The sequence below is a fragment of the Pseudomonas sp. Pseusp9 genome (assembly GCF_059491265.1).
In genome coordinates this window covers 4,904,137-4,928,778 of record NZ_CP168500.1, presented here as the reverse complement: position 1 = coordinate 4,928,778, position 24,642 = coordinate 4,904,137, and the positions used below count along the sequence as shown (strand labels likewise).

26 protein-coding genes are annotated in these 24,642 nt (G+C 60.6%); 19 read left to right on the top strand and 7 right to left on the bottom strand.

What is annotated here, in order from left to right; translation table 11 throughout:
* Positions 1-4 precede the first annotated feature (4 nt).
* From ACEN8E_RS22405 to ACEN8E_RS22380, 6 genes are read left to right on the top strand one after another with little or no spacing between them, the layout of a single operon-like run.
* A complete protein-coding gene (locus ACEN8E_RS22405) occupies positions 5-484 on the top strand; it encodes a TadE/TadG family type IV pilus assembly protein (protein ID WP_495589907.1) in 480 nt (159 codons plus the stop codon).
* Entirely contained in the window at positions 484-978 is a 495-nt protein-coding gene (locus ACEN8E_RS22400) for a TadE/TadG family type IV pilus assembly protein (protein ID WP_495589906.1), read from the top strand. The genes ACEN8E_RS22405 and ACEN8E_RS22400 overlap by 1 nt, the downstream gene beginning before the upstream one ends.
* Positions 972-2,192 carry an AAA family ATPase gene (locus tag ACEN8E_RS22395; protein WP_495589905.1) on the top strand — a complete coding sequence of 407 codons (1,221 nt, stop codon included), beginning with the start codon at positions 972-974 and terminating at the stop codon, positions 2,190-2,192. Before ACEN8E_RS22400 ends, ACEN8E_RS22395 begins: the two co-directional genes overlap by 7 nt.
* Before the next feature lie 3 nt (positions 2,193-2,195).
* Positions 2,196-3,638: a TadA family conjugal transfer-associated ATPase gene (locus tag ACEN8E_RS22390; RefSeq protein ID WP_495589904.1), complete on the top strand. Its 1,443-nt coding sequence runs from the start codon at positions 2,196-2,198 to the stop codon at positions 3,636-3,638.
* Complete coding sequence (locus ACEN8E_RS22385; RefSeq protein WP_495589903.1) at positions 3,635-4,621, top strand: type II secretion system F family protein; 987 nt, start codon at positions 3,635-3,637, stop codon at positions 4,619-4,621. The genes ACEN8E_RS22390 and ACEN8E_RS22385 overlap by 4 nt, the downstream gene beginning before the upstream one ends.
* Positions 4,622-4,650: 29 nt before the next feature.
* On the top strand, positions 4,651-5,616 hold the full coding sequence (locus tag ACEN8E_RS22380) for a type II secretion system F family protein (RefSeq protein ID WP_495589902.1): 966 nt from the start codon (positions 4,651-4,653) through the stop codon (positions 5,614-5,616).
* A gap of 200 nt (positions 5,617-5,816) precedes the next feature.
* On the opposite strand, the gene ACEN8E_RS22375 is transcribed toward ACEN8E_RS22380, so the two are convergent.
* From ACEN8E_RS22375 to ACEN8E_RS22360, 4 genes are all read right to left on the bottom strand, one after another.
* Positions 5,817-6,086 (bottom strand): DUF3613 domain-containing protein, encoded by a 270-nt coding sequence (locus ACEN8E_RS22375; protein WP_495589901.1) that lies wholly within the window; start codon positions 6,084-6,086, stop codon positions 5,817-5,819.
* Positions 6,087-6,104: 18 nt separating this feature from the next.
* The gene (locus tag ACEN8E_RS22370; protein WP_495589900.1) at positions 6,105-6,818 is read right to left on the bottom strand and encodes a tetratricopeptide repeat protein; all 714 of its coding nucleotides are present in this window, start codon (positions 6,816-6,818) and stop codon (positions 6,105-6,107) included.
* Positions 6,819-6,937: 119 nt separating this feature from the next.
* The gene (locus tag ACEN8E_RS22365) at positions 6,938-8,161 is read right to left on the bottom strand and encodes a type II and III secretion system protein family protein (protein ID WP_495589899.1); all 1,224 of its coding nucleotides are present in this window, start codon (positions 8,159-8,161) and stop codon (positions 6,938-6,940) included.
* A 638-nt stretch (positions 8,162-8,799) separates the two neighbouring features.
* Positions 8,800-9,426 carry an alanyl-tRNA editing protein gene (locus tag ACEN8E_RS22360; protein ID WP_495589898.1) on the bottom strand — a complete coding sequence of 209 codons (627 nt, stop codon included), beginning with the start codon at positions 9,424-9,426 and terminating at the stop codon, positions 8,800-8,802.
* An 89-nt stretch (positions 9,427-9,515) separates the two neighbouring features.
* Between ACEN8E_RS22360 and ACEN8E_RS22355 the strand changes: the two genes are divergently transcribed.
* The gene (locus ACEN8E_RS22355; RefSeq protein ID WP_495589897.1) at positions 9,516-10,514 is read left to right on the top strand and encodes a LysR family transcriptional regulator; all 999 of its coding nucleotides are present in this window, start codon (positions 9,516-9,518) and stop codon (positions 10,512-10,514) included.
* A 59-nt stretch (positions 10,515-10,573) separates the two neighbouring features.
* Here ACEN8E_RS22355 and ACEN8E_RS22350 read toward each other — a convergent pair whose 3' ends face one another.
* On the bottom strand, positions 10,574-10,981 hold the full coding sequence (locus ACEN8E_RS22350) for a PA2817 family protein (RefSeq protein WP_007991629.1): 408 nt from the start codon (positions 10,979-10,981) through the stop codon (positions 10,574-10,576).
* Between the two features lie 74 nt (positions 10,982-11,055).
* A complete protein-coding gene (locus ACEN8E_RS22345; protein ID WP_495589896.1) occupies positions 11,056-13,503 on the bottom strand; it encodes an acyl-CoA dehydrogenase in 2,448 nt (815 codons plus the stop codon).
* Between the two features lie 252 nt (positions 13,504-13,755).
* On the opposite strand from ACEN8E_RS22345, the gene ACEN8E_RS22340 reads away from it, so the two are divergent.
* The 4 genes from ACEN8E_RS22340 to ACEN8E_RS22325 all read left to right on the top strand — a co-directional run bounded on the left by ACEN8E_RS22340 (position 13,756) and on the right by ACEN8E_RS22325 (position 16,924).
* Positions 13,756-14,415, top strand: coding sequence for a transglutaminase-like domain-containing protein (locus ACEN8E_RS22340; RefSeq protein ID WP_495589895.1), 660 nt, complete (start codon positions 13,756-13,758; stop codon positions 14,413-14,415).
* 43 nt (positions 14,416-14,458) lie between these two features.
* Positions 14,459-15,082 carry a glutathione S-transferase family protein gene (locus ACEN8E_RS22335; protein WP_495589894.1) on the top strand — a complete coding sequence of 208 codons (624 nt, stop codon included), beginning with the start codon at positions 14,459-14,461 and terminating at the stop codon, positions 15,080-15,082.
* 133 nt (positions 15,083-15,215) lie between these two features.
* The gene (locus tag ACEN8E_RS22330) at positions 15,216-16,148 is read left to right on the top strand and encodes an ABC transporter ATP-binding protein (RefSeq protein ID WP_007991636.1); all 933 of its coding nucleotides are present in this window, start codon (positions 15,216-15,218) and stop codon (positions 16,146-16,148) included.
* The gene (locus tag ACEN8E_RS22325) at positions 16,145-16,924 is read left to right on the top strand and encodes an ABC transporter permease (protein WP_007991638.1); all 780 of its coding nucleotides are present in this window, start codon (positions 16,145-16,147) and stop codon (positions 16,922-16,924) included. Before ACEN8E_RS22330 ends, ACEN8E_RS22325 begins: the two co-directional genes overlap by 4 nt.
* Before the next feature lie 66 nt (positions 16,925-16,990).
* Here ACEN8E_RS22325 and ACEN8E_RS22320 read toward each other — a convergent pair whose 3' ends face one another.
* The gene (locus ACEN8E_RS22320; protein WP_495589893.1) at positions 16,991-17,506 is read right to left on the bottom strand and encodes a DUF2062 domain-containing protein; all 516 of its coding nucleotides are present in this window, start codon (positions 17,504-17,506) and stop codon (positions 16,991-16,993) included.
* Between the two features lie 135 nt (positions 17,507-17,641).
* Here ACEN8E_RS22320 and ACEN8E_RS22315 point away from each other — a divergent pair, with 135 nt between their 5' ends.
* From ACEN8E_RS22315 to murB, 8 genes are all read left to right on the top strand, one after another.
* Entirely contained in the window at positions 17,642-19,876 is a 2,235-nt protein-coding gene (locus ACEN8E_RS22315; protein ID WP_495589892.1) for a DNA internalization-related competence protein ComEC/Rec2, read from the top strand.
* A gap of 98 nt (positions 19,877-19,974) precedes the next feature.
* Positions 19,975-20,610, top strand: a complete 636-nt coding sequence (locus ACEN8E_RS22310; protein WP_495589891.1) for a MotA/TolQ/ExbB proton channel family protein — start codon at positions 19,975-19,977, stop codon at positions 20,608-20,610.
* Entirely contained in the window at positions 20,607-21,035 is a 429-nt protein-coding gene (locus tag ACEN8E_RS22305; protein WP_495589890.1) for an ExbD/TolR family protein, read from the top strand. The genes ACEN8E_RS22310 and ACEN8E_RS22305 overlap by 4 nt, the downstream gene beginning before the upstream one ends.
* Positions 21,035-22,045 (top strand): tetraacyldisaccharide 4'-kinase, encoded by a 1,011-nt coding sequence (lpxK, locus tag ACEN8E_RS22300; RefSeq protein WP_495589889.1) that lies wholly within the window; start codon positions 21,035-21,037, stop codon positions 22,043-22,045. Before ACEN8E_RS22305 ends, lpxK begins: the two co-directional genes overlap by 1 nt.
* Before the next feature lie 24 nt (positions 22,046-22,069).
* On the top strand, positions 22,070-22,255 hold the full coding sequence (locus tag ACEN8E_RS22295) for a Trm112 family protein (RefSeq protein ID WP_003179363.1): 186 nt from the start codon (positions 22,070-22,072) through the stop codon (positions 22,253-22,255).
* Positions 22,252-23,016, top strand: a complete 765-nt coding sequence (gene kdsB, locus ACEN8E_RS22290; RefSeq protein WP_495589888.1) for a 3-deoxy-manno-octulosonate cytidylyltransferase — start codon at positions 22,252-22,254, stop codon at positions 23,014-23,016. The genes ACEN8E_RS22295 and kdsB overlap by 4 nt, the downstream gene beginning before the upstream one ends.
* Positions 23,016-23,480, top strand: coding sequence for a low molecular weight protein-tyrosine-phosphatase (locus ACEN8E_RS22285; protein WP_495589887.1), 465 nt, complete (start codon positions 23,016-23,018; stop codon positions 23,478-23,480). The genes kdsB and ACEN8E_RS22285 overlap by 1 nt, the downstream gene beginning before the upstream one ends.
* Positions 23,477-24,496, top strand: a complete 1,020-nt coding sequence (murB, locus tag ACEN8E_RS22280; protein ID WP_495589886.1) for a UDP-N-acetylmuramate dehydrogenase — start codon at positions 23,477-23,479, stop codon at positions 24,494-24,496. The genes ACEN8E_RS22285 and murB overlap by 4 nt, the downstream gene beginning before the upstream one ends.
* The last annotated feature ends 146 nt before the right edge of the window (positions 24,497-24,642 follow it).

The window sequence follows — 24,642 nt, the reverse complement described above, 5'->3', positions numbered from 1 at the left end:
CGTCATGAGACTTCACGGATTCAAGAGTCGGCAGCGCCAGCAAGGCCTGGCCATTTTGGAGTTCACCCTGGTCCTGCCGGTGCTGCTGTTGTTGTTGCTGGCCTTCGGTGAGTTCGGTCGCATGCTCTATCAGTACAACGTGCTGCTGCAGGCCAGCCGCGATGCCGACCGTTTCGTCGCCAGCAATGCCTGGAACTCGACACTTGGTGCGATCGCTCTGAGCAATACGCTACTGACCCAGACGAAAAACGTTGCGGTGTATGGCGTGCCCGCCAATACCGGGACCGCTGTGGTGTCAGGCCTGACGACTGGCAACGTGGACGTTGCCGCGGTGGGCACCGACCATGTGCGGGTCACTATCACTTTTACGTTCTGCCCGGTGATTGGCGGTGGCAATTGCGCCGGAGCGCTTCCCGGTTTTTTTGGCAGTCAGATTGCACTGAGCATTCCGCTGGTTGCCACTACCGTGATGAGGGCCCTGTGATGAATAGAAAACACATGAGCGGCACCTATACGGTGGAATTCGCCTTCATTGGTCTGCTGGTGTTCACGCTGTTGTTCGGCGTAGTGGAAGTCGGTCGCCTGTACTTCACTGTCAATGCGCTGGATGAAGCCGTGCGCCGTGGTACGCGCCTGGCGGCGGTGTGCAATATCAGCGATCCGGTGGTATTGCGGCGGGCGATCTTCAATGCCGCGACCGACGCAGGTACGAGCCAACTGATCAACAATCTGGCCACCACCAACCTGACCCTGACCTATCTGGACGTCAACGGTGCAGTGGTGGCAAACCCCGGCGACCTGGTCAATGTCACTGGTTTTCGTGCCATCCGTTATGTCCAGTTGAGTCTGCAAAACTTCGTTTTCAATCTGTTCATTCCCGGGTTCGGCGTGCCCATTACCCTGCCTCCATTCAGGGCAACGTTGCCACGCGAAAGTCTTGGGCGTCATTCCGATTCGGGGGAGATCACACCATGCTGAATACCAAGGACACACCACTTTCCAGTGCGACCGGCAAAGCCGGGCTCAGGTTGCTGATCAGCAGCCGTGATGCCGCGTCGTTGCGCGACCTGCAGAGCGTCTGCCAACGCATGCCCAGCCTGGAGGTGAGCACTCGCCTGGTGAGCAATGGGCACGTCGACCCGCTCTACGGTCTGGACCGGATGCCCGATCTGTTGCTGTTGCGCGTCAGCCACCTGTGGCGCGAGGAGCTGTCGGCACTGCTGCAACGCCCGGCCCATGAGCGTCCGCCGATGTTGGTGTGCGGGCTGTTGAGCGAGCAGGAGGGCATGCGCCTGGCGATGCAGGCCGGCGCCCGTGACGTGCTGCCGGAGCCCGTCGCCGAGACAGAACTGGTCGCCGCCTTGAATCGCCTGGTCATGGAGGTTCGCAGCGGCAGCGGGACAGAAGGGAAATTGCTCGCCGTGATCAGCGCCAAGGGCGGATCCGGCGGCACCATGCTGGCCTGCAACCTGGCTCAGCAGCTCAGCATGAACGGCGGCAGTACCTTGTTGCTGGACATGGACCTGCAATTTGGCAGCGTGACGCATTACCTGGATGTGGCGCAAACCCACAGTCATCTGGAGGTGTTGCATCAGATCGACGGCATGGACAGCGTCGCGCTACGCGGTTTTTGCAGCCACTTCAGCCCGACCTTGCACGTGCTGGGTGGCCGGGCCGGTGAGCTGTGTCTGCCGCAGGATGCTCAACCCGAGCAACTTGACACCCTGATGCAGTTGGCCCGCGCCAGCTACGACTGGGTAGTGATCGATCTGCCGCGGCAAATCGACCACCTCACAGGCTCCGTGCTGGAACAGGTGGATCGGGTGTACGTGGTGGTGCAGCAGAGCGTCAGCCATCTGCGCGATGCCAGCTCCCTGGTGCGGATTCTTCGCGAAGACCTGGGCGTGCGCGGGGATCAATTGCAGATAGTGGTCAACCGCTATGACAAGACGGCAGCGGTCAGCCTCAAGGATATCGGCGAGGCGCTGCGCTGCACGAACCTGTCGAAATTACCCAACGACTTCAACCTGGTCAGCCAGAGTCAGAACACTGGCGTGCCGTTGGGTCTGCATGCGCCGAAGGCGGCGATCACCGTTGCCCTGCGCAGCGTGGCCGAGGACCTGCTCGGCAACCAGATGGCTGGAAAAAAAGGCGTGTTCAAACGCGCCTTCAACCGTTTTTTCGGGGGGTGACCCATGATCAGCGACTTTCGTAACCGCTTGCGCAAACAGTCCGGTAAATCCGCCCAGTCGTCGGCTAACCAACCGGGTGACGACCTGCCGGATCCGGCAGAGGAAATAATGGCGTGGGAACGCGCAACGCCGGACGTTCTTTACGAAACCAAAAGTCAGGTCACCCCGGTGGAAGCCGAGTGGCGGGAAAGGATCTACCAGCAGTTGCTCAAGGTCATGGACCTATCCTTGCTGGACTCCCTTGAACAGGCTGAGGCCACGCGGCAGATTCGCGATATTTGCCAGCGCCTGCTCGATGAGCATTCGGCGCCGGTGAGTACTTCCAGCCGCCAGTTGATCATCAAGCAGATCACCGACGAGGTGCTGGGTCTTGGGCCTCTGGAACCGCTGCTGGCCGATCACAGTGTTTCCGACATATTGGTCAACCGGCATGACTCTGTGTATGTCGAGCGCTTCGGCAAACTGCAACGCACCGATGTGCGCTTTCGCGATGATCAGCATTTGCTGAACATCATTGACCGCATCGTCTCCAGTCTGGGGCGGCGCATCGACGAGTCCTCGCCATTGGTGGACGCCCGGCTCAAGGACGGTTCGCGGGTCAACGCGATTATTCCGCCGCTGGCGATCGACGGCCCGAGCGTGTCGATCCGGCGCTTTGCGGTGGACCTGCTCAATACCGACAGCCTGATCCAGGTGGGGGCGTTGACCCCGGCCATTGCCCTGCTGCTCAAGGCGATTGTCCGTGGGCGCTTGAACGTGTTGATTTCCGGCGGTACCGGCAGCGGCAAGACCACCATGCTCAATGTGCTGTCCAGTTTCATCCCGCACAACGAGCGGATCGTTACCATCGAAGACTCAGCCGAACTGCAGTTGCAACAGCCCCACGTGGTACGCCTGGAAACCCGGCCTGCGAATATCGAGGGGCGTGGCGAGGTGAGCCAGCGGGAGTTGGTGCGCAACAGCTTGCGGATGCGCCCGGACCGTATCGTGATCGGCGAAGTGCGCGGCGCCGAGGCACTGGACATGTTGACAGCGATGAACACCGGTCACGACGGTTCGCTGACCACGATCCACGCCAACACCGCACGCGATGCATTGGGGCGAATCGAGAACATGGTGTCGATGACCGGGGCGACCTTTCCGATCAAGGCCATGCGTCAACAGATCGCTTCGGCCATCGGAGTGGTCATCCAGCTGGAACGCCAGGAGGATGGCAAGCGCCGCCTGGTCAGCGTGCAGGAGATCAACGGCATGGAGGGCGAGATCATCACCATGACCGAAATCTTCTCCTTCGTGCGCCAAGGCGTGGGCGAAAACGGCGAAGTACTCGGTGAATTCCGGCCCAGCGGCATGATCCCCGCCTTTCGCGATGTGATGGCCAAGCGCGGTATCGAGTTGCCGCTTGCGATGTTCAGGCCTGAGTGGATGGAGGCACGGCAGCCATGAACCAAATTCCTGGTGAATTCATTCTGATGTTCCTCGGCATGGTGTTTATTGCTGTCTTCCTCCTGTCCCAGGGCGTGGCGGTGCCGGTATTCGGCGAGGCCGGCAAGATGCGCAAGCGCATCCGCGGCCGTTTGCATGTGCTGGAGAAAGCCAATAATTTGCCCAACATGCAGACGGTGTTGCGGCAGAAATACCTGACGCGCTTGTCGCCCCTGGAGGCCAGGCTCGAGCAGCTGCCCTTTATGGAGGCACTGACGCAGATGATTGAGCAGTCCGGACACGAATACCCGGCCTATCGGGTATTGCTGCTCGGGCTGGTGCTGGGGAGCTCGGCAGGTATCTTGATCTGGATGGTCTCGTCAGTCTGGTGGATGGCGCTGATCGCGGGTTTCGCGGTCTTCTGGTTACCCATACTGAAAATCTCTCGTGACCGTGGCAAGCGTTTCGCTGCGTTCGAGGAAGGCCTGCCGGATGCGCTGGATGCCATGTGCCGCGCTTTGCGCGCCGGGCATCCATTCAACGAAACCCTGCGCCTGGTGGCCGAGGAGCACAAGGGGCCGGTGGCTCATGAGTTTGGCCTGACCTTCTCGGATATCAACTATGGCAATGATGTACGTCGGGCCATGCTCGGCCTGCTGGAGAGGATGCCGAGCATGACGGTGATGATGCTGGTGACCTCGATCCTCATCCATCGCGAGACCGGCGGCAACTTGACCGAAGTGCTGGAGCGTCTGAGTCGCCTGATCCGCGGGCGCTTTCGCTTCCAGCGCAAGGTCAAGACCCTGTCGGCCGAAGGGAGGATGTCGGCCTGGATACTGGTGGCCATTCCCTTCGTGCTGGCGGGGGCGATCGTGTTCACCACCCCTAAATACATGCCGTTGCTGCTCAATGATCCGATGGGCCACAAGATGATACTCGGGGCTTTTTGTTCCATGTTGGCCGGGATTTTCTGGATTCGCAAAATCATCCGGATTCAGGTTTAAGCGGTATTCGCTACCGGGAGGTACAGGTCATGGATTTTTTGCTCGGGTTGTTCAGTCGGGTCACGGGGAACGAGGAGGTGGCGCGCCTGTTGTTCCTTGGCGCGATCGGTTTGAGTACGGTGCTAGCGGTCGTCGCCGTGATCTTGCTGATGCAGGGGCTTCAGGACCCGGTGCAGCGGCGTCTGGCGCTGATCAAGCGTGGTCATTTAGGCAACACGGCCGGGCAGGAAGCTCCAGGTAACCTGCAACTGTTGCTGGAGCGGGTCGGCCAGCGCTTTGCCTCGACCGAATCGGCTCAGACGTCCGACACCCAGACCCTGTTGATGCATGCGGGATACCGCTCCTCGTCGGCGGTGCAGATGTACTGGGCGGTACGCTTGATGTTGCCACTGATATTGATTGGTATTGCGTTGCTGCTGTTGCCAATGATTCCCAAGGTTTCCCTGATCATGGGGCTGCTGTTGGTGGTCTTGGTGGCCGGTATCGGGTGGTTGCTGCCATCGCTGTATGTCGGCAAGCGCAAGCAGTTGCGACAAGGTCGGCTGCGTGCTGCGTTTCCGGATGCGCTGGATCTGATGGTGGTGTGCGTGGAGTCAGGCCTGGCCTTGCCCACGACCATCGAACGGGTGGCAGAGGAGATGTCGGTCAGTCAGGTCGAACTGGCTGAAGAGTTGGCCATGGTCAATGCACAAATCCGCGCGGGCATTACCAGTACCGCGGCGCTCAAGCAACTGGCCGTGCGCACTGGCCTAGAAGACGTACAGGGGCTGGTCAACCTGTTGGCGCAGAGTATCCGCTTTGGTACCAGCGTGGCCGACACCTTGCGCATCTATGCCGATGAGTTCCGTGATCGGCGTACGCAGGCCGCCGAAGAGATGGGGGCGAAAATTGGCACCAAGATGATATTCCCGCTGATTTTCTGTCTGTGGCCGAGCTTCTTCCTGATAGCCATTGGCCCCGCCATGATCGGGGTATTCAAGGCATTCGGTAAGTGAGCAGGATTGGTTTGCTGTCGAACAAGGTGGCTGTACTGCATAAGAACGGGGGTGGAGCAGGCGAACGGAGTGCATTCACTCCAAGCGACTGCTCCACCTTTTAATATCCGGACTGTATTTTCCTGCACACATGATAGAGCCTGGCTCTTTAGCCAGGCCACTCTGAACTACGCCAGAGGCTGATCACCCATCGCCATGCCTCAGTTGCCGATGGTCATTTTCCCCGCTGCATCCTGGTCATAAAATTCCGGAATCGGGTAGTTGAAGCTATTCAGCCAGCGCTGCATGGCCAGGTCACGTTCGGTGGCCGAAGCGGTTTGCAGTATAGGGGAGGCAACCACGCCGCGAATCTGCAACTGCAACCACTGTTCGGTGCCTTGTTGATACGGCGAAGAGGGGCCCGGCTCGATGGCCCAGGCAGTGGTGGACAGGCAGGCCATGCACAGGATCAACAGCCTTTTGGTATTCATCTCGACTCCTCGTACGTTCTACTTGTTCGCACTGGAAGAGGCATCGGCTACCTCAGCCTTGCGATTCCTCTCGGAAGCCACCACTTTTTCGGCGGAGGCCTTGAGTTTTTCTGCGCGGGTTTGAGCCTCTACGACTTGCTTGGGGCTCAAGTCGGCGCGGGTCACCAGTTCGGCAGCCGACTTCCAGTTATCCTGGTAGATCAGCAGCGTCACCATATTGAGTGCCGCCAGTGTGTTGCCCTGCTTGAGCTCCAAGGCGGTCATGAACTCAAAGCGTGCTTCAGGGATCCGTCGCTGATTGAGGTAGACGACCCCCAGGTCATTGCGCATCCTGTCGTCAGTGGGGGCCATCTTCACCGCACGCTCAAGGTGAGCGGCAGCGCTGGCGTTATCATTCCTGGCGGCGGCCAACTGGCCCAGGCCATGTTCCCCTTCAGCCGCCAGGCAGGTGCCGAGCAGGCTTTCGTACAACGGTTGCGCGTCGCCGCCATGCCCCATCAGGCGCAGCACCCGAGCCTTGCGCAGGCGAACCTGGACCAGGTTATCGGGCAATCCTTCCAGATTCGCCAGGCTGGCATACAAACGGCCTTCGTCGGCCATGTTGTCGGCCAGGTTCAGGGCCAGTTCCTGCTCCGAACCGGGCTTGGCACAGCTGGCCGGTCGCGAAGCAATGCCATTGCTGGCACAACCTGCGAGCATCAATGTCGCCGCTATTGCAAAGACTGCTTTCATTGAAGGTCCTCTGGCGACAACACGTTGAACACCCGGCCAATGGCAATACAGCTGACCCGGCAAGCGTTCAGCGTCACCGTTACGAGTGAGGGCGAGGTACATCCGGTTCAGGCTTCGGTTCATTGCGAGAGCCCGCTGCGACTGTCGAAGTCGCCATTTTCCAGGAAGAACATGCGGTAGAAGTTCGGGTCGTAATTGCGCAGCTGTTCACCAGGCAATGATGGCAGTTGTGCGTTGGCCGCCAGTGGCTGGACCAGATGCGGGGTGACGATCATCAGCAGTTCGCGCTCTTCACGATTGATGGTGTTGTCGCGGAAAAACGCGCCCAGCACCGGGATATCGCCCAGCCCCGGAAACTTGTTCACCTGGGAGTTGTTGCGGGAGCTGATCAGGCCGCTGATGACGAAGCTTTCGCCATCGGCCAGGGAAATACTGGTATCGGTACGGCGCACGGTCAGGGCCGGGACTACCGTGCCGGCGATGCTCACGGCGTTGGTGAAGTCCAGTTCACTGACTTCCGGCGCCACCTTCAGCGCGATACGGCTTTTCCCGACGATGGTCGGTGTCAGGGTCAGGCGGATCCCGAATTCCTTGTACTCGATAGACACGCTATCGCTGCCCGAACTGGGCACCGGAATCGGTATCTCACCGCCGGCCAGGAAGCTCGCGCTCTGCCCGCTGAGCGCTACCAGGCTTGGCCGCGCCAGGGTGTAGGCGAAACCACTGCCTTCGAGCGCGTTGAGTGCCACCAGGGTATTGCCGGTGGCAAAAGTGAGGTTGAAGTTGTTGTTGTTCACCGGTATCGACGGCGTGACAATGCCGCCGATGGTGGGCAAGGTCCTCGGCGAGCCGAACAGGAAGTTGCCGCGGATGCCGAAAATCGAGGCCGAGGCTTCCTTGAGTTTGGTCCGGCTGACTTCAACGAAGCGGATATCGGTCTGTACCTGGCTCGGCAGCAGCGGGTCGTCGGAAGGCACCGACGGCACGCTGGTCAGCGCCGACGTGGCTTTACCCTTGACGAACACCATGCTTTGGCGCGGCGTTTTCGAACAGGCGGTCCAGACCATCAGGCTGGTGGTCCCCGGCGCAATGCCCGTGAGTATGAAAGCGTTACTGCCGCTGGGCTGCACGTCGGCAACTTTCGGGTCACCCACCGCCAGTTGCGTTACCGGAACGGGGCTGCGCAGTTCACTCTGCAGTCCCTGGCCGACCTCGTAGGTTGTCGGCCAATTCTCAAGTTGCGGACAGTTGGCCGGCGCGGCCTGAGCCGCATTCACGCTGAGGCCCGCCCAGAACAGGCCATGGAAAATTCGCTTGAAAGCGGGCACGGTACGAAGGCTCATTAAGTACATCCTCACTGGATAGACCGTCTTTAGGCGGACTGAGTTGTCTCGGATCACTTCACGGGGATCGGGCTATCCCCCCCAATGTGCCAGACCACTTATCCACGGCCTTGGCGTTATTCCTTGCGTGTTACACACGAGCGGGCGCAGCTCGCTGGTCTGGCTGGACAGCGAGCGACCCTGGCTGAAACGGTTTTTGGTGATCCGGTTACCTGAATGGCCTGTCGGAGCGATACTCGCGCCCATGGGCGGTACTGTCTGCTGACCTGCTTCCCCCGGAAAGTAATCGGCCATGAAGGTACAGAGCCGGAAAGCGCCTGCCAGGATCATGGTGAGGTAACTCCTTTTGCCAATCCGCTATCTGATCACTGAAGCTGACGTGGAAATTCGGGTCGTCATGACTTCTTATTGTTTGAAGGTAGTTCAATCGAACCAAAGTGCCATGATTTAAAAGAAAACCGTTGGTGAAAAGGCTGGAGAAAGGCGGGCGGACGGGCAAGGGCGCAGCGCAGTGCGGTTGTCTGATGCAGGCGGGTTGCGCTGAAGGCAAAAAAGCCCGCCAGTCTGACTGGGCGGGCCCTTTGCGTTTTGGGAAATTCTTGTATCGAAATGATCAGGCGTCCCCGAACGCCCTGTGCTCAATCGACGTGGTAGTGGACCGACAGCGTGCCTTTCTTTTGCGAAAGGGTGTTGATCGAGACCGCGCCCAAATCCTTCAGGCTACGCACATGGGTGCCACCGCAACCGTAGGCGGGCAGTTCACCGAAGCCGATTTCCCGGACGCCTTCGCGCAGTGAGGTCAGGCGCGGCAGGTCGTGGTCGATCCACTGCCCGATGCCATGCTCGATTGCCTGGGCCTCGACGTCCTGCGCCGAGTTGCCCGGTGTGAATTGCACACGGCCTTCACCAGGCCAGTGATGCGCCTTGATCGGCATCCAGCCCATGGCTTGTACAAAGTGCCCGATCAGATGCCCGGCCGAATGCATGCGCGTGTTGAACAACCGGCGTTGTTCGTCGACGCGGATCTGCGTCATGCCGGTTTTTACCGGTCGGTCGACAAAATGCATGATCCGCTCGGGATCCTGGACCACTCGCAGCACCTGGCTTTCGCCGATCCAGCCAGTGTCGCAAGGCTGTCCGCCGCCTTGAGGGTGGAACAGGGTCGCTCGCAAGACCACGGCAAACTCGTTTTCGTGGGGGATGCATTCCAGGACTTCCACGTTGGCCTTGAGCTCATCACTATGGAAAAAAAGGCGCAGCGTCATATTCCAGGCTCGTATTGATTATCTGTTTTTATTATAGAAAGCCGGTAAATGCGTGATAATCCGGGCAAACATCAAAGGACTGTTGCGCTGTGAGCATAAATCTTCCGCTGCCGCTGCTGGGTGAAATGGCGATTTTCGTCAAGGTTGTCGAGACGGGCAGTTTCTCCGAGGCGGCTCGTCAGTTGGGTACTTCGCCCTCGGCGGTCAGCCGTAGCATTTCACGTCTGGAGAAGGCGCTCGCGACCCGATTGCTGCAACGAACCACGCGCAAGTTGCGCCTGAGTGACGGTGGCGAGGAGGTGTTCAAGCGCTGCCAGGATATGGTCAATGCCGCCCGGTCAGTGATGGAGTTCAGTGGTCAATTCACCGATGAACCCGAGGGGCTGGTGCGTATCAGCGTGCCGAAAGCAGTAGGCCGAATCGTCATTCACCCGCATATGCCAGAGTTCTTGCGCCGTTATCCCAAGGTGGATGTGGAGTTGTTGCTTGAGGACCGTCAGGTCGACTTGATCGACGATCACGTCGACCTGGCGATTCGCATCACCGACCGGCCGCCTGCTGGGCTGGTGGGGCGGCAGTTGCTGACGATCGATCATTTGCTCTGTGCCACACCGCAGTATCTGGCCGAGCACGGTACGCCGACTCACCCCCATGACTTGCTCAACCACAGTTGCATTTACCTGGGCGAAACCCCGAGCGATGCGCGCTGGAAATTCAAGAAGGGCAACAAATCGGTCACCGTCGGTGTGCGTGGGCGCTATGCCGCCAATCACACCGGCGTGCGTTATGGCGCGGTGTTGCAGCACATCGGGATTGGCAGCCTGCCGTATTTCACGGCGCGGTATGCCCTGGAAAAGGGGTTGATGGTGCAAGTGCTGCCGGACTGGACATTTCTGGCGTCCTATCACGGCGGCGCCTGGTTGCTGCACTCGCCAACCCGGTACCTGCCTCCCAAGCTTCGTGTGTTGATCGATTACCTGGTGGAGTGTCTGGAGAAGGAGCCGACGTTGGGCAGGCCGGGCAGGTCGAATGGTCCGGGCTGGTCGCCATCGGAGTATGAACTGCCGGAGAGTGAGGGCTTGTTCTGAACGCAAAAAAAGGCCCGCATGTTCAACCATGCGGGCCTTTTGCATGAATCATTCGGGGATCAGTGCTTGCTGTCCTGGTTCGACAACGCCAGCAGCTGCTTTTCCTGATTCCAGTCGAACGGTTCGTCGTTCTGTTCGGCTTCGAAGCGGCGCTCTTCCAGGGCCTGATACAGGTCGATTTCTTCATCGGACAAGTAGTGCAGGCAGTCACCGGCGAAATACCACAGCAGATCCCGTGGAATCAGGTGGGCGATTTGCGGATAACGGGAAATGACTTGAGTCAGGATGTCCTGGCCCAGGTATTGGCTTTCGATCGGATCGATCGGCAGTGACGCCAGCAGTTCGTCGAAGCGCTCAAGGAACAAGGCATGGCTTTCTTCGGGAACCTGCTCGGCCTCACCTACGGCGACCAGGATGCTGCGCAGGTGGTCGAGTAAAACGAGATGATCGGCAACGATGTTGGACACGAGATAAGTCCTCAAGAGCAAAACGGGCGCGGGAGTATAAAGCCCCTGCGCCCGTTTTTACATGTTTGAAGGGATCAGCGGACTTTTCCCCCGGCCAGCGCCAAAGCCTCTTGGTCAAAGTCATCGACATCGATCACCTTGCGCCGGGCGGCCTCGGCTTCACGCAGGGTTTGGGCCTCCACTGGCTGCAACACGCCAGCCTCGAGCGCGGCATCGATCACCGACTCGCCGGCCACCGGTTTGACCTGGCCACTCTTGAGTGCCACATGCAGCTTTCTGTACAGCGGCTGTGCGGCGCTCAACAGATTGCAAGCATGTTGCAATGCACCCACCGGATCGTCGCTCGCTTGTGGGCGATAGCAACCCTGGAGCAATTCCTCCAGGGCCGGGTCACCCTTGGCGCGGCCAATCAACGCAGCGACTTCGGCAGCGAGTTTGTCCGATGGTCCTTTGTGTCGGCGACCGATCGGGAACACGATCACTCGCAGCAGGCAGCCCGTGACTTTGTTCGGGAAGTTGCTCAGCAGTTCATCCATGGCGCGCTCGGCCTGCCCCAGGCTTTCCTCCATGGCCCAGGCCAGCAGCGGTGTCATGTACTGCGGTGAGTCGAGATCGTGGTAGCGCTTGAGTGCGGCGCTGGCCAGGTAAAGGTTGCTCAGCACGTCACCCAACCGCGCGGACAAACGCTCCCGGCGTTTCAGCTCACCACCGAGCAGCATCATGCTGAGGTCGGCGAGCATGGCGAAAGCCGCGGCCTGACGATTGAGTGCACGGAAGTAACCCTGGCTGAGCTTGTCGCCCGGGGTGTGTTCCAGGTGCCCGAAACCAAGGTTCAACACCAGCGTACTGGCGGCGTTGCTCACGGCAAAGCCGATGTGTTTGAGCAGCAGACCATCGAATTCCTTGAGCGCCTGATCCTTGTCTTCACGGCCGGCAAGGGCCATTTCCTTGAGTACGAAGGGATGGCAGCGAATCGCGCCCTGGCCGAAGATCATCAGGTTACGCGAGAGAATGTTCGCGCCTTCCACGGTGATGCAGATCGGCGCACCCTGCCACATGCGTCCCAGATAATTGTTCGGCCCCATGATGATCGCCTTGCCGCCGTGCACATCCATGGCGTGGCTGATGCACTCGCGGCCGCGTTCGGTCAGGTGGTACTTGAGAATCGCCGACAGCACCGACGGTTTCTCGCCGAGGTCCACCGCGTTGGCGGTGAGCATCCGCGCGGCGTCCATCATCCAGGCGTTGCCGCCGATGCGGGCCATGGCTTCCTGAATGCCTTCGAAAGCGGCAATCGGTACATTGAACTGCTCGCGAACCTGAGCGTACTGGCCCGTCACCAGGCTGGTGAACTTGGCCATGCCGGTGCCCACCGCCGGCAGGGAAATCGAACGCCCGACCGACAGGCAATTCATCAGCATCATCCAGCCTTTGCCGAGCATTTCCTGGCCGCCGATGAGGAACTCCAACGGGACGAACACGTCCTTGCCTGAGTTCGGGCCATTCATGAAGGCGGCGCCCAACGGCAGATGCCGGCGGCCGATCTCGACACCGGCGGTGTCAGTCGGTATCAATGCCAGGCTGATACCCAGGTCTTCCTGTTCGCCCAGCAGGTGATCCGGGTCGTAGGCCTTGAAGGCCAGGCCGAGGAGGGTGGCCACCGGGCCGAGGGTGATGTAGCGCTTTTCCCAGTTCAGGCGCAGGCCGAGGACTTCCTGACCCTCCCATTGCCCTTTGCAGATCACTCCGGAGTCCGGCATGCCGCCGGCGTCGGAGCCGGCCAGCGGACCGGTCAGGGCAAAGCACGGGATGTCGTCGCCGCGTGCCAGGCGTGGCAGGTAATGATTGCGTTGTTCGTCGGTGCCGTAATGCAGCAACAGTTCGGCCGGGCCGAGGGAGTTGGGGACCATCACGGTGGAGGCGAGATCGCCGCTGTGGCTCGCCAGTTTCATCGCCACTTGCGAGTGGGCATAGGCGGAAAAGCCCTTGCCGCCAAACTCCTTGGGGATGATCAGGGCGAAAAAGCCGTTGTCCTTGATGAATGTCCAGGCTTCGGGCGGCAGGTCCATGGTTTGACCGAGCTGCCAGTCATTGACCATGGCGCAGAGCGTTTCGGTCGGCCCGTCGATGAAAGCCTGTTCCTCTTCGCTCAATTGCGCTTTGGGGTAGGACAGCAGTTTGCTCCAGTCCGGACGGCCGCTGAACAGTTCGCCGTCCCACCAGACCGTGCCGGCGTCGATGGCATCGCGTTCGGTTTGCGACATGGGCGGCAGGGTTTTCTGGAACCAGTTGAACATCGGTGCGCTGAACAATTTGCGGCGCAGGTCGGGCAGCAGCAAGGGCGCGGCGACGGCGGCGATCAAGACCCAGAAGACCAGCAGCAACCAGCCTGGCGCGCGACTGAAAGCGCCCATTGCCAGGACATAGACGGCCACGATGACCAGGGTGGGCAGCGGAGCGATGCGGCGGTGGGCCAAATAAGCCATTCCGACCAGCAGAACCAGTATCCACAACAGCAGCATATTCATTCCTCCGTGAAACCAGGGCGAACCAGCCTTCAGAGCTTAGACGGCATCCGAAAAACAGGCGGATCAGAGCGATGTGACTGGATTCGTGGCAAGCCCCGGATGATTTTCGTGCGGCAGTCGGGCCGCCGCACAGGTGGGAAAAGTGTTCATTGAGCGAGCGGCAAAGCGCCCATGTTTGGCCGAAACGTCGTTATCTCTGTGCTGAAGCTCTCGCTAGACTCGGGGCTTCCCCAGGAGATTTTTCTCATGCACGAGTATCTGAGCCCCGGCCGCTTCATCGATAGTGACCATCCGACCGTGGTGGAGTTCGCCGAAAAACACCGTGGCGCCAGTCGCGATCCGCTTGAGCAGGCAATCAGTCTCTATTACGCCGTGCGCGAAGCGGTGCGCTACAACCCGTATACATTCAGTCGCGATCCGCAGACCCTGCGCGGCAGTCATGCATTGGCGACCGGGGAGAGTTACTGCGTGCCCAAGGCCACGTTGCTGGCCGGTGCGGCGCGGCATTGCGGGATTCCCGCACGCATCGGCCTGGCGGATGTGCGCAATCATTTGTCGACGCCACGGCTGCTTGAATTGCTCAAGAGCGACATGTTCGCCATGCATGGCTACACCGAGTTTTATTTGCAGGATCGCTGGGTCAAGGCGACACCAGCGTTCAACCGGAAACTTTGCGATCTGTTCAATGTGGCGCCGCTGGAATTCGACGGGGTCAACGACAGTGTTTTTCATCCCTTCAACCGCGATGGCGCGAAGCTGATGGAGTACCTGGTCGATCACGGCCAGTTCGCCGACGTACCTGAGGCGTTCTTTTTCGAGCACCTGGAAAAATGCTATCCGCACCTGTTCGGTGAGCAACAGCAACCGCTGCTGGGCGATATGCAGAGCGATTTGAGTCACGCCTGATCCGGCGTATGCTGCCTGCCCACTTACCGAAAAAGAGGCGGTCATGCTGAAGATCTGGGGTCGGAAAAACTCATCGAATGTCAGAAAACCATTGTGGGCCGCCGAAGAACTGGGGCTGGCCTACGAGGCCATCGATGCCGGTGGCGCCTTTGGTGTCGTCGATACGCCCGAGTACCGCGCGATGAACCCAAACGGTCGGGTTCCGGTGATGGAGGACGATGGTTTTGTGTTGTGGGAATCCAACGCCATCGTACGTTACCTGATGGCCCGTCACGCCGACGGCACGGCCTGGTATCCGGCGGATCTGCAAGCCCGTGCCAGCGCTGACAAATGGATGGACTGGACCACGTCAAGCTTTGCCGGCCCGTTCCGTACCGTGTTCTGGGGGGTGCTGCGGACCCCGGCAGACCAGCAGGACTGGCCCGCCATCAAGGCCGCGATCAAGGAGTGCGACACGCTGCTGGCGATGGCCGATCAGGCGTTGGCGAACACCCCCTACCTGTCCGGAGACGCGATCGGCATGGGCGATATTCCCCTGGGCAGTTTCATTTATGCCTGGTTCGAGATGCCGATCGAGCGTGCGCCGCAGCCGCATCTGGAGGCCTGGTATGCACGATTGAAACAGCGTCCGGCGTATCGCAAGGCCGTCATGACCGCGTTGACTTAATACTCACTATCGACACACTTGACTGTACTTGTGTGGCGGCGACAAGCACCATTGTGCAGATGCGACGTGGTTGCAATGCACGCCGCCTGCCCTTACCTGACCCTTTCTTCCCTTCTTGGTGCGTAAATCCGATATGAGTTCCGCTCTGTCCATCCGGCAGCTAACCAAAACCTACGGCAACGGTTTCCAGGCCCTGAATGGTATCGATCTGGATGTCGCCGAAGGTGACTTTTTCGCCTTGCTCGGCCCTAATGGCGCCGGCAAATCCACGACCATCGGCATTCTCTCGACCCTGGTGAACAAGACCAGCGGCACGGTGAATATCTTTGGTCACGACCTGGACAAGAATCCTGCACAGCTCAAGCGCTCCATCGGCGTGGTGCCTCAGGAATTCAACTTCAACCAGTTCGAAAAGACCTTCGACATCGTCGTGACCCAGGCCGGGTACTACGGCATTCCCGCGAAAATCGCCAAGGAACGCGCCGAGCAGTACCTGACCCAGCTCGGCCTGTGGGACAAGAAGGATGTGCCTTCGCGTTCACTGTCCGGTGGCATGAAGCGTCGCCTGATGATCGCCCGCGCGCTGGTCCATGAACCGCGCCTGCTGATCCTCGACGAACCGACGGCCGGGGTGGACATCGAGCTGCGTCGCTCGATGTGGAGCTTCCTCACCGAGCTGAACCAGAAAGGCATCACCATCATCCTCACCACCCACTACCTGGAAGAGGCTGAGCAGTTGTGCCGCAACATCGGCATCATCGACCACGGCACCATCGTCGAGAACACCAGCATGCGTCAGTTGCTCAGCCAACTGCATGTCGAAACCTTTCTGCTGGACCTCAAGGGTGTCCTGCCAGCCGCGCCTCAGTTGCTCGGCTACCCGTCGCGGCTGATCGACAGCCACACCCTGGAAGTCCAGGTGGACAAGTCCATGGGCATCACCGCGCTGTTCACTCAATTGGCACAGCAGAACATTGAAGTGCTGAGCCTGCGTAACAAAACCAATCGCCTTGAGGAGTTGTTCGTGTCCCTGGTGGAGAAAAATCTGTCGAAGGTGGCGGTATGAGTTCCGAGCTGCGCCCCAACCTCGTTGCCCTCAACACCATCGTTTACCGTGAAGTCCGGCGTTTCACCCGGATCTGGCCGCAGACCTTGCTGCCGCCGGCCATCACCATGGTCCTGTACTTCGTGATCTTCGGTAATCTGATCGGTCGGCAGATCGGCGACATGGGTGGCTTCACGTACATGGAGTACATCGTGCCGGGGCTGATCATGATGTCGGTGATCACCAACTCCTACGGCAACGTGGTGTCGAGTTTCTTCGGCAGCAAGTTCCAGCGGTCCATTGAAGAATTGATGGTCTCGCCGTTGTCGCCGCACACCATCCTGATCGGCTACACCCTGGGCGGCGTGCTGCGTGGCTTGATGGTGGGGATCATCGTGACCCTGCTGTCGCTGTTCTTCACCCATTTGCAGGTGCATCACCTGGGCGTGACCATTCTGGTGGTGGTGCTGACCGCGACGATCTTCTCGCTGCTGGGCTTCATCAACGCCGTGTTTGCACGCAACTTCGATGACATTTCGATCATTCCGACGTTCGTGCTGACGCCACTGACCTACCTGGGCGGGGTCTTCTACTCGATCACCTTGCTGCCGCCGTTCTGGCAGACCGTGTCGCTGGCCAACCCGGTACTGCACATGGTCAACGCATTCCGTTACGGCATCCTCGGCGTATCGGATATCCGGATCAGCGTGGCCATCGCCTTCATGCTGGTCGCGACCGTGGTGCTGTATTTCGGTTGTGCACGGTTGCTGGTCAGCGGGCGCGGGATGCGTACCTGAGGGAAATCGCGTCGCTTTGTTCTGACACAAAAAAACGGCCTCCCAAGTGGAGGCCGTTCTGCATTCTCACATCCGGTTCTTCTTGCGCCGCTTCCATTGTCTGGTCACCCACCAGCGCCAATACATCATCACCAGAAAATAGGCCAATGCACCGAGTACCAGCCCCGTCACTACCGAGCCCAACAGAAACGGTTGCCACAAGGTCGAGATTTCACCCCTGATCCATTCCCAGGTCAGTGAGTCCGGCAACTGCCGGGCAGGAACGTCCATCAGCCAGGCGCCAGCCTGGTAGGTGCAAAAGAATACGGCGGGCATGGTGATCGGGTTGGTCAGCCAGACCAGGCTCACGGCAATCGGCATGTTGCCGCGCACGATAATGGCGAGGACTGCCGCCAGCAGCATCTGCAACGGGATCGGCAGGAACGCGGCGAACAGGCCCACCGCCATGGCACGGGCCACGGAGTGGCGGTTGAGGTGCCACAGGTTCGGGTCATGCAACAGCGTGCCGAGAAAGCGTAAGGACTTGTGTTCCCTGATGCTCATGGGGTCTGGCATGTAACGTTTGAATAAGCGCCGGGGCATAAGGCTTCTCGGTCGGTCAGGGGGGCAAGTATGTCTGGATTCTATGAACCGCCTATTCAGACTTTGTGACAATTGATAACGGCGCCTGTGCGACGGACGGGCTAAGCCTTGGAGGGGACTCTCAAGGACGGGCTTATGCGCACAGGGATGATGGCGCTGGCGTTGGGTCTGCTGACCTTGCGTTTTTTACCGGCATTGCCGCCGGTCTGGTTGTTGCTGGCGATGCCGGTGGCGGGTTTGATGTTGTTGCCGTTCAGGGCGTATCCGCTGGCGTTTTATTTGTTCGGTTTGAGTTGGGCTTGCGCGAATGCGCAGTGGGCGCTGGATGACCGCTTGCCCCCGGCGCTGGACGGAGAAACCCGTTGGCTCGAAGGGCGGGTCACGGGTTTGCCCCGGCATGACGACGGTGTCGTGCGTTTCGAATTGACCGACATCCAGTCTCGACGGACCCGGCTGCCGCGGCAAATGCGTCTGGCCTGGTATGGCGGGCCGCCGGTGAACAGCGGCGAACGTTGGCGCCTGGCAGTCAAGCTGAAGCGCCCGGTCGGGCTGCTCAATCCGCAGGCCTTCGACTACCAGGCCTGGTTGCTGGCACAACGCATCGGGGCGACCGGGACGGTCAAGGCGGGCGAACGCCTTGCGCCAGCCCGATGGGCCTGGCGCGATGGCATTCGTCAGCGTTTGCTGGCGGTGGATGCCCAGGGGCGAGGCGGCGCGTTGACGGCGCTGGTGCTCGGGGACGGCGCCGGGCTGAGTCGCGAAGACTGGCAGGTGTTGCAGGACACCGGCACGGTGCATCTGTTGGTGATTTCCGGGCAGCACATCGGATTGCTGGCGGGCGCTGTGTATCTACTGATCGCCGGCCTGGCGCGCTTTGGGTTATGGCCGGGTCGCCTGCCATGGTTGCCCTGGGCGTGTGGCCTGGCATTCGCCGCTGCGCTCGGTTACGGGATGCTGGCCGGTTTCGAAGTGCCGGTGCGACGAGCCTGCCTGATGCTCGGCCTGGTGTTGTTGTGGCGTCTGCGGTTCCGCCATCTCGGTGCCTGGTGGCCCTTGTTGTTGGCATTCAACGGCATTTTGCTGCTGGAGCCGCTGGCGAGTCTCCAGCCTGGTTTCTGGCTGTCGTTCGCGGCCGTGGCCATCTTGATATTCACCTTCGGCGGCCGGTTGGGGCCCTGGCGATGGTGGCAAACCTGGACCCGCGCCCAGTGGCTGATTGCGATCGGGCTGTGTCCGTTGTTACTGGCACTGGGGTTGCCCATCAGTCTCAGCGGGCCGCTGGCCAATTTGTTCGCCGTGCCCTGGATCAGTCTGGTGGTACTGCCACCGGCGTTGCTCGGGACCCTGTTACTGCCGGTGCCTTACGTGGGGGAGACATTGCTGTGGCTGGCAGGCGGCTTGATCGACGGGTGGTTCAGGGGATTGGGGCTCGTCTCCGGTCAGGTTACCGCGTGGGTGCCCATGGTCGTCCCGCCATGGGCCTGGGCAATCGGTGCCATCGGCGCCTTTTTGCTATTGCTGCCGCGAGGCGTACCGATGCGTGCGTTAGGGTGGCCCATGCTGTTGATTCTGGTTTTTTCACCGAGGCCGATGTTGCAGGAAGGCAGGGCCGAAGTCTGGCAACTGGATGTCGGTCAGGGCCTGGCGATCCTGGTGCGCACCCGGCATCACACGTTGCTGTATGACGCCGGACCGCGTTTCGGTGAACTCGACCAGGGAGAGCGGGTAGTGCTGCCGGCGTTGCGCAAACTGGGGGTGAAGGGCCTCGACCTGATGCTGATCAGCCACGCCCATGCCGATCATGCCGGCGGTGCCCGGGCGGTTGCCAAGGGTTTGCCGGTGAAACAGGTGGTCAGTGGTGAACCGTCAGACTTGCCTGTGGAGTTGCAGGCCGAACGTTGTGAGAGCGGTCGGCAATGGACCTGGGATGAAGTCGATTTCCAGCTTTGGCACTGGCCATTGGCCGGTGACAGCAATCAGAACTCCTGTGTCCTGCTGATCGAGGCCAATGGCGAGCGGTTGCTGTTGAGTGGCGACATCGATGCTGCCGCCGAGAGGGCCTTGCTGGACAGCCCGTTGGCCCTGCCCAACGATTGGCTGCAGGCGCCACACCACGGCAGTCGCAGTTCGTCGTCCGTGGCCCTGCTGGATGTCCTGCAACCTAAAGGTGCTCTTATCTCTCGAGGGCAGGGCAATTCGTTTGGCCACCCGCATCCCACGGTGATCGCGCGTTATCAAAAACGTGGTATGGCGATCTACGACAGCGCCGAACACGGTGCCATTCGTCTGCAACTGGGGCGCTTCGAGCCGCCGTGGTCAATGCGCCAGGAACGGCGTTTCTGGCGCGATCCGCCGCCCTTGCAGCAATAAACGAGCGTTATGAAGGCCCGACCGGATGCGGCATCACGGTCTTCGGTGCGTGCACCCCCTATGTTAGAGTGGCGCACTTTTTCGAGGGGACTGTCACTGTGTGGGAATTGGTCAAATCCGGCGGCTGGATGATGCTGCCGATCATTCTGAGTTCCATCGTGGCCATGGCCATCGTCGCCGAGCGTCTCTGGACGCTGCGCGCCAGCCGCGTGACCCCGGAGCACTTGCTCGGACAGGTCTGGGTCTGGATCAAGGACAAACAGCTCAATAAGGAAAAACTCAAGGAACTGCGCGCCAACTCCCCGTTGGGCGAGATCCTGGCGGCTGGCCTGGCCAACTCCAGACATGGTCGCGAGATCATGAAAGAGTGCATCGAAGAGGCCGCTGCCCGGGTGATCCACGAGCTGGAGCGCTACATCAACGCGCTGGGCACCATCGCCGCCATGGCGCCATTGCTGGGGCTGCTGGGTACCGTGTTGGGCATGATCGATATTTTCAGTTCGTTCATGGGCACGGGCATGACGACCAACGCCGCCGTGCTGGCCGGCGGTATTTCCAAGGCCTTGATTACCACGGCCTCGGGCCTGATCGTCGGTATCCCGTCGGTGTTCTTCCACCGTTTTCTGCAACGGCGCATCGATGAGCTCGTCGTGGGTATGGAGCAGGAAGCCATCAAGCTGGTTGAAGTGGTGCAGGGCGACCGTGACGTTGATCTGGCTGAGGGCAAAGCGTGAAATTCCGTCGCAAGCAACGGGAGAACGTGGACATCAACCTCGTGTCGCTGATCGACGTGGTGTTTGTCCTGCTGCTGTTTTTCGTCGTGACCACCACCTTTACCCGTGAGACCCAGTTGCGCGTCGACCTGCCGGAAGCGGTCAGCGGCTCCCCGACGGAAGACCAGAGCAAGCCTCTGGAAATCGCGATCAGCGCCGACGGCGTGTTCTCGGTGAACAACCAGATCCTGCCGAAAAGCGACCTGGCCTCCCTGATGGACGCGCTGCAAAAGGAAGCCAATGGCGACACCAACCGGCCACTGTCGATCAGTGCTGACGGCAAGACTCAGCATCAGTCCGTCATCACCGCCATGGACGCGGCCGGCAAGCTCGGTTTCAGCCATTTGCGCATGACCACTGTCGAAGCGGCGCCACCCTCGTCCTGATGGCCATGTCCGAACGATTGCTGGCGGCGTGGTACGCAGGTCATCCGGCCCTGAAGCTGTTGCAGCCGCTGGAATGGCTGTACCGGCGCGTGGTCATGAACAAGCGCAAGCGCTTTCTGGCGGGTGAGGGCGAGATCTACCAGCCGCCGGTGCCGTTGATCGTGGTTGGCAACATCACCGTGGGTGGCACCGGCAAGACGCCGTTGATTCTATGGATGATCGAGCACTGCCAGCGCAGTGGCCTGCGGGTCGGCGTGGTCAGCCGTGGCTACGGCGCCAAGCCGCCGCAGTTGCCATGGCGGGTCGAGGCCGAGCAGAGCGCTGACGTCGCCGGTGACGAGCCGTTGCTGATCGTCCAGCGTACGGGCGTGCCGCTGATGATCGACCCCAATCGCAGCAACGCTGTCCAGGCGTTGCTGGCCAGTGAGCCGCTGGACCTGATCCTGTCCGACGACGGCATGCAGCACTACCGCCTGGCCCGTGACCTGGAACTGGTGCTGATCGACGCCGCCCGTGGCCTGGGCAACCGCCGTTGCCTGCCTGCCGGGCCATTGCGTGAGCCGGTCGAGCGCCTGCAAAGCGTCGATGCGGTCCTCTACAACGGCGCCACGGCTGACCGCACTGACGGGTTTGCCTTTCAATTGCAGCCCACCGCGCTGGTCAATCTGCGCAGCGGCGAACGACGTCCCCTCGACCACTTCCAAAGCGGCCAGGCCCTGCACGCGGTCGCCGGCATCGGCAATCCGCAACGTTTCTTCAAGACCCTCGAAACGCTACACTGGAAGCCGATTCCACATGCGTTTGCCGACCACGCCGAATATAGCGTGGAGGCTTTGAATTTTGCGCCGTCGTTGCCGCTGGTGATGACGGAAAAGGACGCGGTGAAATGCCGTGCCTTTGCCGCCACCGATTGGTGGTACCTGGCGGTCGATGCTGTGCCATCGCCGGCCTTCGTGGCCTGGTTCGACACACAGCTGATGCGCCTGTTACCGGCTCGTTTGTTGCCTTAACTCCGTTTTTTCCAGGGAATGCTCATGGACACCAAATTGCTCGACATCCTCGCTTGCCCGGTCTGCAAAGGCCCGCTCAAGCTCAGCGCCGACAAAACCGAGCTGATCAGCAAGGGCGCAGGCCTGGCCTACCCGATTCGCGACGGCATCCCGGTGATGCTCGAATCGGAAGCGCGCACCCTGACCACCGATGAGCGCCTGGATAAATGACCACAGCCTTTACCGTCGTCATTCCATCGCGTTATGCCTCCACCCGCCTGCCGGGCAAACCGTTGCTGCTGATCGCCGGCAAGCCGATGATCCAGCATGTCTGGGAACAGGCGAGCAAAAGCAGCGCCGGGCGGGTGGTGGTGGCCACCGACGACGCGCGCATCGTCGAGGCCTGCAATGGCTTTGGTGCCGAAGTGGTGTTGACCCGTGAAGATCACAACTCCGGCACTGATCGACTGGCCGAAGTCGCGATGAAGCTGGGCCTGGCACCTGACGCCATCGTGGTCAACGTCCAGGGCGACGAGCCGCTGATCCCGCCAAGCGTGATCGATCAGGTCGCCGCCAACCTGGCGGCCCACGCTGAAGCGCGCATGGCCACCCTGGCCGAGCCGATCGAAGACGTGGACACCCTGTTCAATCCCAACGTGGTCAAGGTGGTCAGCGACCTCAACGGACTGGCGCTGACGTTCAGTCGTTCCACCTTGCCCTGGGCGCGGGATGCGTTCGCCGTGAGCCGTGAGCAGTTGCCGCAAGGTGTGCCGTATCGCCGCCATATCGGCATCTATGCCTATCGTGCCGGTTTCCTGCAGGACTTCGTCAGCTGGGGCCCCTGCTGGCTGGAAAATACCGAGAGCCTGGAACAGTTGCGTGCCCTGTGGCACGGCGTGCGGATCCACGTAGCGGACGCACTGATCGCGCCGCCAACCGGCGTCGACACGGTTGAAGACCTTGAGCGCGTTCGTCGCCTGCTGGAGGCGTGATGCGGGTTCTGTTTGTCTGCCTGGGCAACATCTGCCGCTCTCCCACGGCCGAAGGCGTACTGCGGCACAAGTTGCGTGAAGCAGGGTTGGCTGAGCGGGTCGAAGTCGCTTCCGCCGGCACCGGTGACTGGCATGTCGGCAAGGCGCCGGACAAGCGCAGTCAGGCCGCGGCGAAGCTGCGCGGTTATGACTTGTCCGCCCAGCGCGCCCAGCAAGTCACCCGTGCCGATTTCGCCACCTACGACCTGATCCTGGCGATGGACAACAGCAACCTGCGCCATCTCAAGGCCTTGCAGCCGGCCCAGGGCAAGGCCGAACTCGACCTGTTCCTGCGTCGTTACCAGTCGCCCATCGATGAAGTGCCGGACCCGTACTACGACGGCGAACAAGGCTTCGAGCAGGTGCTGGACCTGATCGAGCGCGCCAGCGATCTGCTGGTCATCGAATTGAAAGGACGGATATGAGTTTGCAGGTTCAATCGCAGGTTTCGCTCAAGCCCTTCAACAGCTTTGGCGTGGATGTCCAGGCCCGGCTGTTTGCCCAGGCCCATAGCGACGCCGATGTGCGTGAAGCCCTGGCCTATGGCCTGGAACACAAGGTCCCGGTGCTGGTGATCGGCGGTGGCAGCAACCTGCTGCTGACGGCGGATATCGATTCACTGGTGCTGCGCATGGCCACTCGCGGGATTCGCGTGCTGAGCGATGATGCCGGCAAAGTGGTGATCGAGGCCGAGGCGGGTGAGCCCTGGCATCCATTTGTGCAACACACACTGGCCTTGGGGCTGTCCGGCCTGGAAAACCTCAGCCTGATTCCCGGTACCGTCGGTGCGGCGCCGATGCAGAACATCGGCGCCTATGGGGTCGAAATCAAGGACGTGTTCGCCGGCCTGACCGCCCTCGATCGCCAGACCGGCGAATTGCGCGACTTCAGCCTGGCGCAATGCAACTTCGCTTACCGCGACAGCCTGTTCAAGCAGGAACCGGGGCGTTGGGTGATCCTGCGTGTGCGTTTCGCCCTCGACCGCGCCGCGCATTTGCATCTGGAGTACGGCCCGGTGCGTCAGCGCCTGACCGAACAAGGCATCGAGCATCCGACCGCCAGTGATGTCAGCCAGGCCATTTGCAGCATCCGCAACGAAAAACTGCCGGACCCGGCCGTGCTCGGTAATGCCGGCAGCTTTTTCAAGAACCCCTTGGTCTCGGCGGCGCTGGCTGCAAGGCTCAAGGGCGAATACCCGGACCTGGTGGCCTATGCGCAACCCGACGGGCAGATGAAGCTGGCCGCCGGATGGTTGATCGAGCGGGCAGGGTGGAAAGGTTTCCGCGAAGCCGATGCGGGAGTGCATAAACTGCAGGCGCTGGTGTTGGTCAACTACGGCCATGCGACCGGTCTGCAGTTGCTCGACCTGGCGCAGCGTATTCAGAAAGACATTTTCCAACGATTCCATGTCGATCTGGAAATGGAGCCGAACCGGTATTGAACTAAGCTTTCAGGACGGATCAACAAGCCCTGCACAATGTTTATTGTGCAGGGCTTTTTTGTTAATGCCCGGTTAACTTAGTCAGCTAACGATGCTCACACTTGCTCCATCAAAGGCCCGGTGCAGAGCGTTTGTTTCTGCACAAG